General features: G+C 29.5%; 20 protein-coding genes and 1 pseudogene. 3 read left to right on the forward strand and 18 right to left on the reverse strand.

What is annotated here, in order from left to right:
• Window positions 1-220: 220 nt before the first annotated feature.
• The 5 genes and pseudogenes from L3B98_RS13160 to L3B98_RS13175 form a co-directional block, all read right to left on the reverse strand.
• Complete coding sequence (locus L3B98_RS13160) at window positions 221-841, reverse strand: DUF5052 family protein (RefSeq protein ID WP_015391985.1); 621 nt, start codon at window positions 839-841, stop codon at window positions 221-223.
• A gap of 384 nt (window positions 842-1225) precedes the next feature.
• Window positions 1226-1777, reverse strand: coding sequence for a GNAT family N-acetyltransferase (locus L3B98_RS13165; RefSeq protein ID WP_238917011.1), 552 nt, complete (start codon window positions 1775-1777; stop codon window positions 1226-1228).
• A gap of 252 nt (window positions 1778-2029) precedes the next feature.
• Complete coding sequence (locus tag L3B98_RS13170; RefSeq protein ID WP_238917012.1) at window positions 2030-2197, reverse strand: hypothetical protein; 168 nt, start codon at window positions 2195-2197, stop codon at window positions 2030-2032.
• A 32-nt stretch (window positions 2198-2229) separates the two neighbouring features.
• The gene (locus L3B98_RS28930) at window positions 2230-2361 is read right to left on the reverse strand and encodes a hypothetical protein (protein ID WP_274600556.1); all 132 of its coding nucleotides are present in this window, start codon (window positions 2359-2361) and stop codon (window positions 2230-2232) included.
• Between the two features lie 110 nt (window positions 2362-2471).
• Window positions 2472-3188, reverse strand: a pseudogene (locus tag L3B98_RS13175) (glycoside hydrolase family 11 protein); the annotation flags it as partial.
• Window positions 3189-3705: 517 nt separating this feature from the next.
• On the opposite strand from L3B98_RS13175, the gene L3B98_RS13180 reads away from it, so the two are divergent.
• Both L3B98_RS13180 and L3B98_RS13185 read left to right on the forward strand, forming a co-directional pair.
• Window positions 3706-3966 carry a hypothetical protein gene (locus L3B98_RS13180; protein ID WP_015391982.1) on the forward strand — a complete coding sequence of 87 codons (261 nt, stop codon included), beginning with the start codon at window positions 3706-3708 and terminating at the stop codon, window positions 3964-3966.
• A 270-nt stretch (window positions 3967-4236) separates the two neighbouring features.
• A complete protein-coding gene (locus tag L3B98_RS13185; RefSeq protein ID WP_173696301.1) occupies window positions 4237-4560 on the forward strand; it encodes a hypothetical protein in 324 nt (107 codons plus the stop codon).
• Between the two features lie 167 nt (window positions 4561-4727).
• On the opposite strand, the gene L3B98_RS13190 is transcribed toward L3B98_RS13185, so the two are convergent.
• From L3B98_RS13190 to L3B98_RS13245, 13 genes are all read right to left on the reverse strand, one after another.
• Window positions 4728-5237, reverse strand: coding sequence for a VanZ family protein (locus L3B98_RS13190; protein ID WP_238917015.1), 510 nt, complete (start codon window positions 5235-5237; stop codon window positions 4728-4730).
• A gap of 223 nt (window positions 5238-5460) precedes the next feature.
• Window positions 5461-6066, reverse strand: a complete 606-nt coding sequence (locus L3B98_RS13195; protein ID WP_238917017.1) for a GNAT family N-acetyltransferase — start codon at window positions 6064-6066, stop codon at window positions 5461-5463.
• 110 nt (window positions 6067-6176) lie between these two features.
• Window positions 6177-6392 carry a hypothetical protein gene (locus L3B98_RS13200; protein ID WP_238917018.1) on the reverse strand — a complete coding sequence of 72 codons (216 nt, stop codon included), beginning with the start codon at window positions 6390-6392 and terminating at the stop codon, window positions 6177-6179.
• The gene (locus L3B98_RS13205; protein WP_238917019.1) at window positions 6361-6780 is read right to left on the reverse strand and encodes a pyridoxamine 5'-phosphate oxidase family protein; all 420 of its coding nucleotides are present in this window, start codon (window positions 6778-6780) and stop codon (window positions 6361-6363) included. The genes L3B98_RS13200 and L3B98_RS13205 overlap by 32 nt, the downstream gene beginning before the upstream one ends.
• 189 nt (window positions 6781-6969) lie before the next feature.
• Window positions 6970-7596, reverse strand: coding sequence for an HAD family hydrolase (locus L3B98_RS13210; protein WP_173696296.1), 627 nt, complete (start codon window positions 7594-7596; stop codon window positions 6970-6972).
• A gap of 118 nt (window positions 7597-7714) precedes the next feature.
• Window positions 7715-7930 carry a hypothetical protein gene (locus L3B98_RS13215; RefSeq protein WP_173696295.1) on the reverse strand — a complete coding sequence of 72 codons (216 nt, stop codon included), beginning with the start codon at window positions 7928-7930 and terminating at the stop codon, window positions 7715-7717.
• A gap of 168 nt (window positions 7931-8098) precedes the next feature.
• Window positions 8099-8224 carry a hypothetical protein gene (locus L3B98_RS28935; protein ID WP_275298419.1) on the reverse strand — a complete coding sequence of 42 codons (126 nt, stop codon included), beginning with the start codon at window positions 8222-8224 and terminating at the stop codon, window positions 8099-8101.
• 10 nt (window positions 8225-8234) lie between these two features.
• Complete coding sequence (locus tag L3B98_RS13220; protein WP_238917020.1) at window positions 8235-8987, reverse strand: SGNH/GDSL hydrolase family protein; 753 nt, start codon at window positions 8985-8987, stop codon at window positions 8235-8237.
• Window positions 8988-9404: 417 nt separating this feature from the next.
• The gene (locus tag L3B98_RS13225; protein WP_238917151.1) at window positions 9405-9515 is read right to left on the reverse strand and encodes a hemolysin XhlA family protein; all 111 of its coding nucleotides are present in this window, start codon (window positions 9513-9515) and stop codon (window positions 9405-9407) included.
• 152 nt (window positions 9516-9667) lie between these two features.
• Entirely contained in the window at window positions 9668-9967 is a 300-nt protein-coding gene (locus L3B98_RS13230; protein WP_238917022.1) for a hypothetical protein, read from the reverse strand.
• A 333-nt stretch (window positions 9968-10300) separates the two neighbouring features.
• Window positions 10301-12259 carry a tetracycline resistance ribosomal protection protein gene (tet, locus tag L3B98_RS13235; RefSeq protein WP_238917024.1) on the reverse strand — a complete coding sequence of 653 codons (1959 nt, stop codon included), beginning with the start codon at window positions 12257-12259 and terminating at the stop codon, window positions 10301-10303.
• Window positions 12243-13502 (reverse strand): tetracycline efflux MFS transporter TetA(P), encoded by a 1260-nt coding sequence (gene tetA(P), locus L3B98_RS13240; protein WP_238917025.1) that lies wholly within the window; start codon window positions 13500-13502, stop codon window positions 12243-12245. The genes tet and tetA(P) overlap by 17 nt, the downstream gene beginning before the upstream one ends.
• 904 nt (window positions 13503-14406) lie before the next feature.
• Window positions 14407-14742 (reverse strand): helix-turn-helix domain-containing protein, encoded by a 336-nt coding sequence (locus L3B98_RS13245; protein WP_238917027.1) that lies wholly within the window; start codon window positions 14740-14742, stop codon window positions 14407-14409.
• A gap of 387 nt (window positions 14743-15129) precedes the next feature.
• Between L3B98_RS13245 and L3B98_RS13250 the strand changes: the two genes are divergently transcribed.
• A complete protein-coding gene (locus L3B98_RS13250) occupies window positions 15130-16014 on the forward strand; it encodes an MBL fold metallo-hydrolase (RefSeq protein WP_238917028.1) in 885 nt (294 codons plus the stop codon).
• Window positions 16015-16104: the final 90 nt, after the last annotated feature.

Here is a 16104-nt window from a genome sequence, read left to right on the forward strand (position 1 = left end):
TTATTTAATTTATATTTAACATAACTAAATAAACAATTATCTATATAGTTATATTATTCAAAAAATAAATTGCTGTTACAAAATAGTATTATAAAGCTTTTAAATAACTATGCATGATTTTCCCAAACATCTTAAATAAAAAAATCCTAATTACTATTTAATTTAGCAATTAGGATTTGTTAATAAATACTATTACATTTTTATATACTTGTCCACTTTGTTATTTGCCTTTTATCATTTTACTATCAAGAATAGTATAATTAGCTCTATGAATATACAAGGTTTTTCCATCTATATTTATTCTGGTCATTTTAGGTAAATCTTCTGGTATTGTAACATAGACGTCTTTGCCTTGATATACTCCTATAGGAATCCCTTGTTGTGAGCTTATAATAATTGTCTTGTCTTTTCCTATTTTATTTTTAACATCATTAACGAATCTATCAAGTGGAACATAACCGCCACCTTTATTTACATTAACATCTGTTGGAACATCATAGCCTTCAATCATATCCAATCCATTTTCAGCAAATATTACTGTATTACCAACTTGGAACATTTGATTTCCATTAACTGTAACTTCCAATACTTCTGACTTAAATTCTGAAGCTTTTTTATCAAAATTATCACTATTTTGCAGCAAGCCTACTGTAACTTTGCTACCTTCAACTGTTAAAGTTTTATTTCCATAATCATCATAGGTGGTTACAGTAAATTGTTGTCCAACTAAATCACCTTTAATTTTTCCAGCCAAATCTTTTATTTTAGCGCATCCAAATACAGATATTCCTATTAGAACAATAGCAATAACTAGAATTATTGGTCTAAGTTTTTTCTTCATTAATACATCACCCCTGATATTATTGTATATAAAATCTTATAAAAGTACAAATAATTACTTTAAATTTTATTTTTTTATCCTATTCTTCTTTTGAAGGTGTCTAGTATCCATAAAATATCTAATATAAAACAAAAGACCTCTACTATATTTTTGATATAGTAGAGGTCATCAATCTCAAAGGAGATATTTAAAAGCGAACTTCATCACCTATGAAAATTCTTTTTCACACTTATTTACATTCCTATTTAATGTAATTCTAGCTTAAATTACAATAACTTTCAACAAAATAATAACCCAATTGCAACCAAACTATTTTTTACACAACTCCAAATAATCTAACTCTTAAATATTAACTTATAATCAAAACCTATGCCAAAACTCTTACTAAACCTTATCATTTAATAAAACCATATGTATATGATCTTCCCATTTTTCATTTATCTTTAAATATTTATATGCTAGTCCTTCATTATAAAAGCCTAATTTCTCAGCTACTCTTAATGATCTTTTATTTTTTGGCATAATATTAGCTTCAATTCTGTGTAATCCATATTCATTAAACATAATTTCAATTCCTTTTTGAATTGCCTCAGTCATGTACCCTTTATTGATTTCATCTTTATCAAATTTATAGCCAAGATAACTCGATAAAAATACACCTTTTACTATGTTAGTAAAAGCAATAGAACCCAATATTCTTTGCTCGTCTTGCTTTTTGAATATCCATAATATTAACGAATTGTTATTTTTTATATCTGTTAACGCTTTATCTAGTTGTTCTTCCTGATATTGCTTTGTATAAAATTCTTCGCTCCTCAAAGGTTCCCACTCTTCTAAAAAAGATTTGTTTCTTAAACAATAATCAACAACCATTTCTGCATAAGATTTATCTAAAACTTTTAACAAAAGTCTTTCAGTTTCATAAACTTTTTGCATTAAGATCACTCTCCAAATTTATCTATAATTAGTATAAAGACGTCTCTATCCAAAAGTATTATATCATCAGACCTAAAAAATACTAAACTTTATATAAACTGTTCTAATATACTAATACTAATTACTAGCGAAACTGCAAATATACACTCGCATATGCTTATTTTATCTTGTATATTTATCACTTTTAAGCTAAAATAATATTGTTAAGCAAAAGCTAGTAGAAAGAAAAAGTTTTAATCTTTAATTATATATTTAATTTTCCATATTGTAAATATGTTTTTCAAACCATTGAATTTTTTCATCAATATTTATATTAACTTCTACTGTTTCCTTTTTTGATTCTACCCCATCTATACTACGAGATTTTAAAATAAAAGTTTTCTGTCTAAGTGCTTCATTACTATCTAAATCATAAACCAATTTTGCACCTTCACTATATATTTCTAAATGTCCTATTGAAGAAGTTCAGATATATCTCCCTTATATGTCACCGTGAAAATTTCACTACTATTACCTTCATAAGTAGCCTTATTATCTTTTTCAGTAAATATAGTCCTACCACTTACCTTATACTCTCCAGCCAAAAATTCATTTTCTCCTCTATAATCATAGGTGTATATTTTTTTAAAAACGCTCTTGAAAAAGAGCGTTTTATTGATTATTATTTATTTCCGATATTAATTGACATACTATTCACATCAGCTTTCCCACTGCTTTGGTATCCCTCTATGTTAAATGCAGTTTCATGCATTTTTCCAAGTGGCATTCCTTTACTTTCCCAAGCGGCAAAGTGTTTGCTGACAGATATTGTTCCGCTAGTGCGTTTAGATCTGCGGACGCTCCAATACTGCTTAAAAGTTGTATTATTTCCTTCAATTGAAGGCTGGTTGATTCGAGTGGTCTCATATATGTCATAGATACCACCATCGACTGTAATTGTGCCTTTTGATGTTCCGCCAGGCGGTCTCCAGCTGCCCCAGCTATCTACTATATAATATTCCACGAGAGGACCTCTCGTCCATCCATATACACACATGTAGGAATTGCCAGATGGCTGGTAATTACAATTATAGTTTACTGATATATTTCCAAGCTGTTTGTATGTCTGGGTGTCATTGAATTTCTTGCCTTTACGGAATAACGCATTTCCGATATTGCTCCACTGACAACTAAACGTGCCACCATCCTTTAGCGTCATGCTGGTGTTTCCGTGGTCCCTCCAAAGTTCATAGTTGTAGCCGCCATTAATACCAATTTCATTTGAGGTAATCGTTTTCGGTACTGCCTGTGCGTTAAATGCTGAAGAAATTTTTTGCGTACTTAAAGCTTCTTTAGTAAAAGTATTTTCTGTTGTACTTAAAGTTGTTGCTGCAAAAACAGTATTGTCAACCATAGTTAAAGAACTTGTCATAACTAATGCTGCTAAAGCAGTAAAAATTACTTTTCTTTTCAACATATTTAATTCCTCCCTAGTTTACTAAAATTCAGATTAACCGTTTATGGAGTTGTACCATCCAAATTATAACCAAAAACGATTAACATCCTTCCTCTTACATATTACCATATATAAAAATTAAATATTATTATTTATCCTAAAATGTCCAAAATAATGCATTAAATGCAAATACTCTCACTATTTTTTATATCCGTTTATGTAATAATACTTACAATCTGTTTTTTCATGATTTAGGTAGCAATAATCTATATGGCGTATTCTTTCTATATCAAAATTATGAAATATACTTAAAATATCTTCACGATTAGCATAAAAATGTGCACCTTAGAAAAGGCAGCTATGCTGCATATGAGAACATTCCCTTAGAAAGAGCAGCTATGCTGCATATGAGAACATTTTATGCAGGTGAAATGAACAATATCTGTTTCCAATCATAATATAATTTAGAGCGTTTTTTAAGGAGCAAAATCATATGAGAGAATATGGACCACCAAATTCTCCTCCACCAAAAACTAAACCTAAAAAGCCAAAGGTTTCATATATCGTTGACTGCTTACAATCATATACGTATGTATGGCCTAAACACGGAAAGCCTTTCTGGTTCTATCCTACAAGACTAGAGCAAGGAGAAGTTTCTGGTTATAGATGGGACGGTAAAAAATGGGTGTTTTATGGATTTGATGAAAAATCTATAAGTCAAGTTGCATGTTACCCAGTTCCTACCCTTTACTAAGGTTGTAAAAAATTTAGCAAAACAAAATTTTTTAAGTTATTTGCTAGTAAGGATTTTCTCTGGTGCTACAGTATTTCTATGTAACACCAGAAAAATAAATGCTCATACATATGAATTTAAACAAATGTAACATAATTATACAAAGTAACTAAAATTAAAGCTATAAAGAAAATTGTACAAAATCAAGTGCTTAGAATATTTTCTCATGCTTTACATATAATAAACTTATTATAAACTGCACCATCTAAATTATGAAAAGAGGTTAAGCTAATGAAAAAATCAGCTATTATATTTTCTATTTTCTTATTACTAGCATTTACTATGAATAATCTAGCTGTTATAGCTGCTCCTAATCCTCAAACATTTTCCGAAGGATTTTATACCATTAATGATTTTAAGTTGATGCCTAATGTTTCCTATAAAGTAAAAAATGCTTCTTCCGGTAAGATTTTCATGATTATATTTAGTGGTGATCAACTTATTCAACAATCAATAAGACTTGAACCAAACTCAATTGAATATACTCTAAAACCAATGCAGTATGACCATAAGATTGTAGTAATTGGCAATGGCCAACTATTATTTTCAACTTAATATTCGCATTCCTTCATTCATTTACTACATATCTAACTCTATAAAAAAATTAAATGCCATAATTTAAACCAAACTTGGAATTGTTATTGATAATTACGATTCTTATAAAACAGCATAAGTAAGGGCGATAAGCCTAAAGCTTTTAATAAGAATATCATGTATTAAAATTAACTCACTAAAATTGCTAACAATATAATCACACATATTGTCCCAATTAGTGCAATAATATTAAAAATTTTATTTGTTTTAAAATCTGTTTTTAATAGTCTACGAAAAACAATGTATATTGCAATTCCAATTATTCCTCCAAATGTATTTCCTATAAGGTCAGTTACATCAGATGCACCAACTGAAAATATAAATTGCAATACTTCATAAAGCAAACTTACACCTGCTATTAGAGCAACTTTCTTTAAGAAAGACCAATTACTTTTTAACATACTAACATAAAGTCCAAATGGAACAAATACGAGTATGTTATCATATATTTCTGAAAATTCAATCCTATTATTCACTATTACCGATTCCTTAAATGGTATTAAGTTAATACTTCGCAAATGGTCCAAGTCTTGAATTGAAAATTGCATTTTAAATATTATAATCCAGGTTAATACGAGCAAATATAATATCAGTAAGCAGGTTGTTAATAATCGTTGTTTTATTTCTCTAGTTTCCATACGTACCCCCGTAACATTTTATACTAATTAAATTTATTTTCCATTTTTAGTTTATTACTATAATATTAATTAGCAATTAATGTTAACTTAAAAATACCTTAATCTTTACATAAGTTTTTGCACAAAGCATACAAATATAAATTATGTAAAGAAATATGTAAATTAATCAAAAAAGATTTGAGCACAGCTACGCAAATAGGAATATGTTTGCTTCCTATACTCCTTATCCTCTAGAGCCCTTTAACTGCTTCCTCATTATAAATTTTTGATTTGTTTCTGCATGAATAGTAAATCCAAAGCTTTTATACATATCAACAAACCCCATAAAATGTTTAAGTTCATCGGTAGTTTCTTTTTCGGGATATACTTCAACATAATCATAACCATCGCTTTTCGCATCTTGACAAGCATATTGCAATAATTGTTTTGCTATTCCTTTTCTTTTCATATCAGGTGCAACAAGAAAACAATATATCGACTTTACTTTAGCATTTACATCAATCTCCAGTTCATTTACTTGTGGCATAAAACGATACCAGCCTATACAATTCACACATTCTGTCTTTGTGTTTGCATTACACCAACCAACTATACAATCATCAACATATGCTAAATATCCTTGTATCTGTCCACTCTTAACATATTCAATAGCCATTGCTTTTCTTTCTTCACGTGATGGAATTCCTGTTTCAAAACGGTGATCGGCGCTACACCAGCACTCACAATAACAGGTATGTTCAGGTATATTATCATCATGTGGTGTTGTCTCGAAAAAGTTCATATATTCATCTACATGAGCAGGTGTTAATTTTTTAATTTCAACCTTCATTAAATTGCCTCCACTAACTAATGTTGTCATCTATTTTATATTTCTGTTTTTTCATAGTTCACTCTACACTATCAAGATAAATAATCTGTCAAATTCAAATTTCACTTTTATTATGCTGCTTCTTTGTTACAAACACTTTCTAAATCCTTAACCAATTCACACCATTCATCATAGAACTTTTCAATATCTTCTGGACTTGAGCCAAATCTTATTACCTTAAGTAATCTTTCATAACAACTTTTCGGTTTTATCTTAAAAGAATCAATATATTGTTTTGTTCTTTTTCTGATTGTTTTACAATCTTCCCTTCGCCTCTTCCCAGTCAACTAAAAGGTTATAGCGTTCCGTTTTAAATCGTAATACACAATAATTGGAGTCTTGCGGACCGCTAAAATGATTAGTTAATCCTCCATACCACATTTCTTTTTTTATATCTGGATCAGTGATTATATCAATTGTACCTACGAGGGTTATATTATACTCATCGGAATTGAAGCAAACACTTGCCCTATTGCACTTATTAACTCTAATAGATTTATCACTGCCAATTCCAGTACAGAATGTCAACCAATTAATACCGTCTGCTTTAGAAGCTGTGATAGTTGAAACAGTCGGATACCCCTCTAAATCAATAAGTGCCAATTCACAATAAGTTCCTTCCCCTGTATTTTTCTCAACAATTTCTCCAGCTCTAGAGATGATTTTTTCATTCATTTTGACTCCTCCTATCTATATTACGCCATTTACTATTTAATACTTATTATAACATATTTTGTAAAAGTAATATTATTTAATTTTTAAAGAACATATTTTTTAATCTACTATACACGATTTACAATAATCGTAGAAAATCCGCATCTATTATTAATATCATGCAGATTATGTCTATAATTTATATTTCACCTATAATCCTAAAGTTAGTATTTCTTCAAAACTATCAATAACGTAATCATATTTTTCAACATTACCAAATCCATATCTTGCATACACAAACGGAATTTCTGCTACTCTTGCTGATTCTGCATCTCCATTAGTATCTCCTACATAAATTGGACTTTTCAACTTATTTCTTTCTATTATAATTTTATTATTTTCTCCTTTTGATAATCCTGTTACACCTGAGCATTCAAAATCATCAAAGTATCTATCTAATTTATGTGCTTTAAAAAAACATTGTATATAGCCATCTTGACAATTACTAACTATGAACAATTTGTATTTTTCAGATAACACTTTAAGTGTTTCTTCTAATTTATAGAATAACACCCCGCCATGTTCTCCTAAATAAACTTGTTCCGTTTCACAACATTCTTTCATTAACTTCATTTGAAAATCTTCATCTAAATCTGGAAATAACTTTTTGCCTATTTCATTTATTTGAAGTCCCATACATCCTTCCATATCTTTAGGTGTTACTACTTTTTTTATGTTCGGATACTTTGATAATATCGATTTCCACGCACCACAAACTCCTTCTATTGAATTCCAAAGAGTGCCATCTAAATCAAAAATAATGCTATCAATATTCATTCTTACTCTCCCAACCTCCCTTTTTATTGCTACATCATATAATACAATAATGTAGTAATTACAAAATCTTTATTTCTAAACATCTTATGAATATTATGTCATAATCATGAATTCATTACTACCTTTTGTGTGCTGTCTTAATCGTGTCAATAATCAATAAAATGCTAAAATAAATAATACATACAAGTCCTATAATTGAAAGTATTCTAAATATAACATCTGTGACATATCCATTTACGTTTCCTAAAGCCATTCTTAATTGAAATAATCCATTTATTTGTGTAAGAAAAAAACCTCCGATTATTCCAAACAAAAGGCTAAATCGTCTTTCCAACCGAATCCCCTCCCCTAATGCTTATTAATTTACCATCACAGATTGATTGTAACATATTCTGTAAGTATGATATTTAAAATTTTACGCAAAAAATAAGCAGTAGTGGATTGTGACTACTGCTTTTTATCTTATAATTTATTATATAATGCATACTCATATAAACAATTTTTAAAATTGCTCTTTAAGATTAAGTATTTCATTAGCTATTTCATTAACTAAAAATCTACCTTCTTTATCACTGATATTCTGAACTTCTTCACCAATTATAGTTTTATCAAATTCTAACTTTTTCAATATATATTTATTATTTATTAAATACATTATTATCTTTAATTACCTTCCAGATTGCATCCGCAGCAGCTTTAGATCCATCTGCAGTTGGATGAATTCCATCCGCTTTTATATATTGACTATATTTACCTGCAAATACAGGTCTCAAATCAAGCCAATAACATTTCGGGCTAATGTTATTAGTTACTATATTTTGAATCTGTGGTCTTAAAATATCAAGTCTATTTTTTAATCCTCCAAAATCTGATTGAGGCTCTGGATAGAAGAAATATACAACTTTTAAAACTTCATCTTTCTTCATTTGAGCTAAAAGATTTTTCAGAGCATTAGTCGCATCTTGAGCATATTGGCCTGTTGGTTGTAAACAGTCATTTCCTCCGCCATCCATAATAACATACTTGACTTTACTTTGTTTTGCAGCATTATTATATTGATTAGGTATAGATGGATAAATGCCTCCAGACAACTTTGTTCCACTTACTGCATAGTCACGAAAATGTTCATTATTAGCTAGGACACCACCATTACGAGCATCTTGTTCAAGATATTTTGTAATATCATGAGATAGTGCAATAAACGATTCACCAATTACCAGAACGTCATTGCCCTTGACTGTAGTCACTTTACTTATTGGTAGGTTATTGATTGATTTTTCCGAAAAATTACCAGAAATAACTTCAGCATTAGCATTTTTAGGAATAATTAATGTAAATAAAAAAACTAGTAATACTGCAGGAATTATTTTAAAAATTTTTGATTGAAACATAATTTTTCTTTACCTCCTTAAATTAAATATTTAAGTTAAAAACTTAATATATATTGCAATTATCAATGAATCTTGATTTCCTTAGGAAATCTTTAAGTCTTGAATAATTATTTTTGCAACATATATATCTTTAAATTTTGAATTACTTATTATTTCTTTTAAGTAAATTGTAAATTTTTATGACATAATAAATCCTTCATTGCTAATTTAATATATTATTAATAGCCAACTATTTATTACTAATATTTTACATCAACATTTAGATAATTAAATGCTTTTTGCTTTAATTATTTATATTTATACATTAAAGTAATTATTCACAATACTACTTTCTCTTATTTCACTTATTATATGTTTTATGCCACTAATACAATTAAACATAATGACAATTTTAGGCAAAAAATAAAGGATACAAGATTAACTCCTATATCCCAAACACACTCTTACTATTTTATCTAATCGTTCCCCATGGTTGTTGAGCCTTTTATCATGTGTCTCCAGTTTATCTTTTACTAATTCTTCATTCATATTGCACCTGCCTTTTTTAAATTTTGTATAACAAAAGACACCTACATTGCTGCAAGTGTCTTAAATGCATATTTTATTATATTCCATGTTAGTCATCATCAATCTCTTCTTTTTTTAATACCTCAACCTTTATAAAAAGTGATTTTAAAATATTATTTTAACATGCTATTTAGCTTAGATGCTTCTCTATCTAAATCATCTAATTTTTTATTGGTATCATCTATTTGTTTTTCTAGTCCTTTAACATAATCAATTAATTTTTGTACTGTTCCTTTATCTGCATCATTTTGTTTCCCTACTTCGTCAATTTGTTGCTCTGCCTTTTGAATTACTGCAGTAGTACTGTCAATTTTGTTTGTATTAATCATTCTATCAAAGCCTATACCTGCCCCTGTAATCATTGCTGCTATTGTAATTCCTGATAATATCTTCCCTAAACCAGTTCCTATCATTTTCTATTCCTCCCGATTAATTTTTACTATATTAACTATCCATATTAATAAGTGCAATATTATAATATTATTAATCTTATATTTCGACAATAGTGACCTGTTGGACAAACTTCCATTTATATTTAGGGGGTAGTATATATCTCCAACGTTAACTATAATATTTTTTAATATTGAACTCGAATCAACATTACCTTGAGTAGTTGTTACTCCACTAACATTAAAATCAATATGATTTGTTGCCGGATCATTAACAACTACTGCCTTAGCTGTCTTTGTCCCAGTATTAAATATTACAAACTAATAATCATAATATTATAGTCATTTATAGATTACTTAATCTCTAATTGTGTTTAATTTATGAAGAAGATACTCTTTTTTATTCAATGGATCATACGTTGTTCTTGTGTTTACTTTTCCAAATTCAGCCGGAACTTCCTTATACCCATAAAATTTTGTCACAAACATTCCTTTCCCTTGTGTATATGAAGCTATTTTCATTTTATATTCCTTTGAGTTTTCTACTGGAATCAATCCTTTTATTGAAAATTCCTCCTCTATAACAACAGGATTATCAAAAGTAGCTCTCATAGTTTCCAAATCCCAAATCGCTTTACTTAAAACATTTTGAGGAATTCTTAATTCAAACTCATGTAATGGTTCTAACAAAACAGTTTGTGCCTTATATAAGGCTTCCATAAATACCATAGGTGTCACATTCCTAAAATCTGCTGGCGTGCTGACTGGGCTAAAAAATTCACCACAGGTAAGTGTAACTTTAGCATCCGTAACCTCCCATCCAAAAAGTCCTTGTTTGCTAGTCTTAATAACTGCTTCCTCAATTGCATTTTGAAAAGATTTTGGCAGTGAACCTACTGAAACATTAGAAATATACTTAAGTCCTCCACCTCTTCCCAAAGGCTCTATCTTCAAACCTACCGTTGCATAAAAAGGATTTGCTTCTTCCTTAATATGTATTATTGATGTTCCAACACCTTTAGGTGCTTCCTTATAAATGGTTTGAATATTTGAAAACTCTACTTTTATTCCATAGAAATCATCTATTATAGCACTCAGTATTTCCATTTGAACTTCACCAAATAAATTAACATGAATTTCTTTATCTAAATCGTTCATCTCTAATTCTAATAATGGATCTTCCTCTGAAAGAAATGTTAGTGTCCTAAATAACTCAGAATTTTTTTCTTTATCAATTGCAGAAATTGTTGTTTTTAATGTTGGTTTAGCCATAGATATATTTTTAACTTTATTATTTAAAATTCCGATTACATCTCCAACTTGAAAGCTTGCAAGTCCATATAAAATACCTATATCCCCTGCTTCTATACTCTGCGCCTCAGTAATTTTCCCATTTTCTAACCTATTAATTTTCTTTACCTTTTCTACATTCTCCTTATTAGGCATTTGAATTTTATCTCTTACTGATATTTTTCCATTAAATAATCTTACATAAACCTTCTTTTCATTAGTGCTTGTTCTTTCAATTTTAAACACCACTCCTGATAAATCCCTTACACAATCATCTCCTGCAAATGGGAGATAACTGCAAATTCCTTCTAATAAATCTTCAATTCCGAGTCCAATTGCTGCAGCGCCACAAAATACTGGATATAGATTTCCTTTCCTTGCATATAATGAAAGTTCTTCTTGTATTTCTTTTTTATCAATCTCCATTCCACTAATATATTTTTCTAGAAATGCTTCGTCTAAATCCGATAAAACATTAATGACATCATCATTCATCATACATATATCGTGTAGATTTTTTATATAAACCTCTTTACTTCCTTCATCGTATACTTCTTGTAGTCTAACCACTTTATTGGACATATTCTTTTTTATTTCTTCTAATACTTTATTGAAATTTGCCCCTATTCTATCCAATTTATTTATAAAAATTATTGTTGGAATATTTAACTTCTTTAATGTATTAAATAATATTCTTGTTTGAGACTGAATCCCTTCTACTCCTGATATAACTATTATTGCTCCATCTAAAACACTTAATGAGCGTTCAACTTCTGAAATAAAATCTACATGTCCTGGAGTGTCAACAATATTTACTTTAACGTCCTTCCAAGTGAAAGATACAGTTGACGATTTAATAGTAATTCCTCTCTTACGTTCAAGGTCCATAGAGTCTGTCTGTGTATTACCTAAATCAACCCTTCCGACTGCTTTTATAGCCCCGCTATAATATAATAAATTCTCTGTTATAGTTGTTTTTCCAGCATCTACGTGTGCAACGATTCCTATATTAATTATTTTCTTCATAATCGCCACCTCCAACTCTATCAACAACCTTTTTATCCATTATCATAGAAGCAACATATAAAATCAGTACTGGTGTTACTAATAGTGAAGTACATGCTATACCAATACTTATTGAAATATTTGTAGCTATAATTCCTATAATTGGCCCACCTAAAATTTGACCTAAGGCATTTATTTGTCCATTTATAGAAAGTACAGTAGCTCTAGCCTTATCGTCTATATGTCCATTAATCCATGCACTAAATATAGGTTCATTTATAGTTCTAAAGATATTTGTCGCTAAATAAGCCATTAACATTAAGCTAAAGTTTTTTGTAATAGCAAATATAAACATAAATAATATATAAAATATATTTATACCTAACAAAAGCTTTCCACTATTATTCTTATCATCATCAAGTCTATTTGACATAAAATGCATAACTATTGCACTTAATACCATTCCTGCAATTCCAAAGATCCCAAACCAAGTGACTGGGTGAAGATTCCAAAGCTTAGGAAGCATAGTATCTTGCAGAAAATGTGCATTAGAAAGTCTATCATACCCTTCGCTTGACAATCCATAAAACAAAGTTACAGAAAGTAAAATTATGATTATAGATTTACTTTTTATAAATTTAAGACCAGATTTAAAAGTATATTCCATCTTTTTGAATGTATTTAAATCCTCTGGAGCAGATGGTTTAAAATTATTTTCTGGCATATATAACCCTAAAAATAATGCAAGAATTATAAATAAAACTCCACTAACTATAATAGGCAGTCTTACGGAAAAATTAGCTATTACAGTGCTTAATACTATTCCAACAACTGATCCTATCTGTCCTACTTGTGCTCCTTTTATATAAATTCGATCTAAATCCTTAGTTCTCTCTTCTTCTGCAATCCATGCCTCAAGAGACCCGCTGATAAAAGTAGAACCCAATCCCCATACAATCTGTGCAGCAAGTACGAAAATAAAACTAGAAATAGATCCTTCTAAAATAAGTCCTACCCCTGTTAAAACTGCACCTATAATAATGGATAATTTACGACTATACACATCTGCAACTATACCAGTAGGGATCTCAAATATGAAACATGCTGTCTCTAACGTAGTCCCAACAAGTATAAGCTGAAGTGGATTTAGATGAACATTTTCAATGTGATACACTATCATAACTGTTGCTGTCAGTGAAAAACACATTGCAGTAATCGCTGAAAATAATAAATAAATTTTATATGCTGAAAGTTTATTAACCATTAATAATCACCATCCTAGTATTTCTTAAAAAATTTGTCTTTCTTTTGGAATCTTCAATTTCAAATATATAAATTACCATAATATTCTCCTTAAAAATAAATAAAAAAGACCATAAATGAACATAACAATTCATTTACAGCCTTATAATCATATAAGTCACTATCAAATAAATAACAAATTCAATTGCTATTTATTTTCACGTGCCTAACCTAAATACAAACATGAAATATACAATTTTAATTTATATAGCTTATTGGTAAAGGATACGAAATAAAATAACAATTCAAAATACAATGATTATTTTTTATTAGGGTAATCTGCTGACCCAGTATGATAGAAAATAGCCTTCACAGATTGACTTGTTATTTTTTAATGTTCCTAAAATTATACAAATTAAAATCTCATAACATATCTATAAATGTAGCAAAAATAGGCATAAAAATACCGTGTTTAGAACACGGCTCCTATTCTGCAGATAAAGATGTAACATGCTCATTATATACTGATTATTTTTAGAGTACACAAATAAACATGGCAACATTAACATTATTGTTAATTGATTGCACCATAAATAAAACTTGAGTTATTCAAGCTTTTTTCATATACTTCTTAAAATAATCCCTATTTAGTTAGTTTAATTTAAAACTACCTCTTTTAGCATATTTACATCACCTTTACATTCATATTCTTTTCATGTTTATATTTCAGTATGGTTACATCATATATGAATTTTAAATTTTTTTCAATACTTTTATTTTTATAATTTATCAAATTTGGGGATAATATAGAATCATATTTCAGCCTATTATTCTCTAGCTTATAAATAAGAGGCATTATGTTTAATGAAAGTTTAGAAGCATATCGAAAAGAGTTTCATCTAAAACAAAATGAAATGGCTGATAAATTAGTTTGACATTTTTTCATATTCCATTGCCCATTTTTCTAGGGATTTCAATACTGGTAAAAACTTCACCCCCAACTCTGTCAATGAATATTCTACTTTAGGAGGAACCTCTTTATATATTTCTCTATGTATAATCCTGTATTCTTCTAGCATTCTAAGCTCTTTCGTTAAATTTGCCTGAGTTACCTGTGGCATTTTCCTACTAAGTTCCCCAAATCTTAAAGTACCTTGGCTCAAAAAAAATACGATAACCATGGTCCACTTTCCACGTACTATCTTTTGCACGCTTGATATTGGACAATTTTCTACATAATCATCTTCAGACTTTCTTTTCATATGCCACCTCATTACTATCATATTTAATAGTACCAATCAAATATTATTGTACTTCTTAGTATTCATTATACATAGTATTATTCAAAAGTAAAGATAAAGGGATAAGAAGTCTTTTATCACTGTTGTTCCTGGATTCGTGGCAGAATCTTATTTCCAATATGTAAAAAAGAAAATATTTATATCGCTGATATGATTAACGAATCTGACTTAAACTGGACGATTGTTTGTTTCATGGTCCCAAAATGTACACATCATTTATTTTTTCAACTCAATACTATCATTTTTGATAGTATACATTAAATATTATAGTACTTGATATAATTATTGTACAGCCATAAAATGTGTATATAGATGAAATCTTAATAACAATAAAGGAAGGTGATAATCATGATTACATCAACAAATTTCTGTAAAGTGCAAAAACTAGACGATGATTTATATGTCATTACTCAAGCTGCACTTGTGCATTTTTATCTTATCCTAGGGAAAAAAAAAGCGATCTTAATTGATGCTGGTTATGGATTCGAGGACATAAGGCCTATCATTCGAAGTATAACAAGTCTGCCAGTAATGCTGGTATTGACCCATGGCGATCCTGACCACAGCTACGGAAGCGAATATTTTGGAGACGTATGGCTGTACCAGCCTGACTACGGTCAGATTATGGGTTTTGACACAAAGCACGAAAGGCAGTTCATAGCTGAGATGGGGGTAAATTTTCTGAAAGAAAATAAGCCTGAAGCCATTGAACATTTCGATAGCAAGGCATTCGCTGAAAGGAGCCTGCTTCGAACCTTGACTCCACATTTTGTAAAAGATGGCGAATTGTTTGACTTAGGCGGAAAAACTTTGGAGGTAATATTTACACCAGGGCATTCTTACGGGCATATCATGCTGCTGGATAGAGAAAAAAAGAGACTTTTTTCAGGAGATATGATTTGTGATTACGTCATCATTTACTTTTTTGAATCTGATAGAAACGCACCATTTTCCATGGCACTAGACAGCTGGAAAAAGATAAAACGATTAGAAAATGATATCAAAGATATTTATAGTGCCCATGGACATCTCCCAATTACAATGGATTACGTCGACGCATACATTGAATGTTTTTCGGGAGAATTTCAGCAGAATTATTTAAAGGATAAACCGTTTGACCGAGGGCTTTTAGGTCGAGGATACCAGCATATCTATAAAACAGTCAATATCCAATACTCCGATAAAAGACTTGAGGAATTTTTAGGACACAAAGTGGAACGGATTGATCTATAATCAAACATTATATCTCTAAACTGTATCAATGAGAGTGATAACCTATTGATTAAAGATGAAACGAGACATGCACTCTTCATATGTAAGACA

Origin of the sequence: Clostridium sp. YIM B02555 (assembly GCF_022320955.1) — a bacterium.
Lineage (GTDB): Bacteria > Bacillota > Clostridia > Clostridiales > Clostridiaceae > Clostridium > Clostridium saccharoperbutylacetonicum.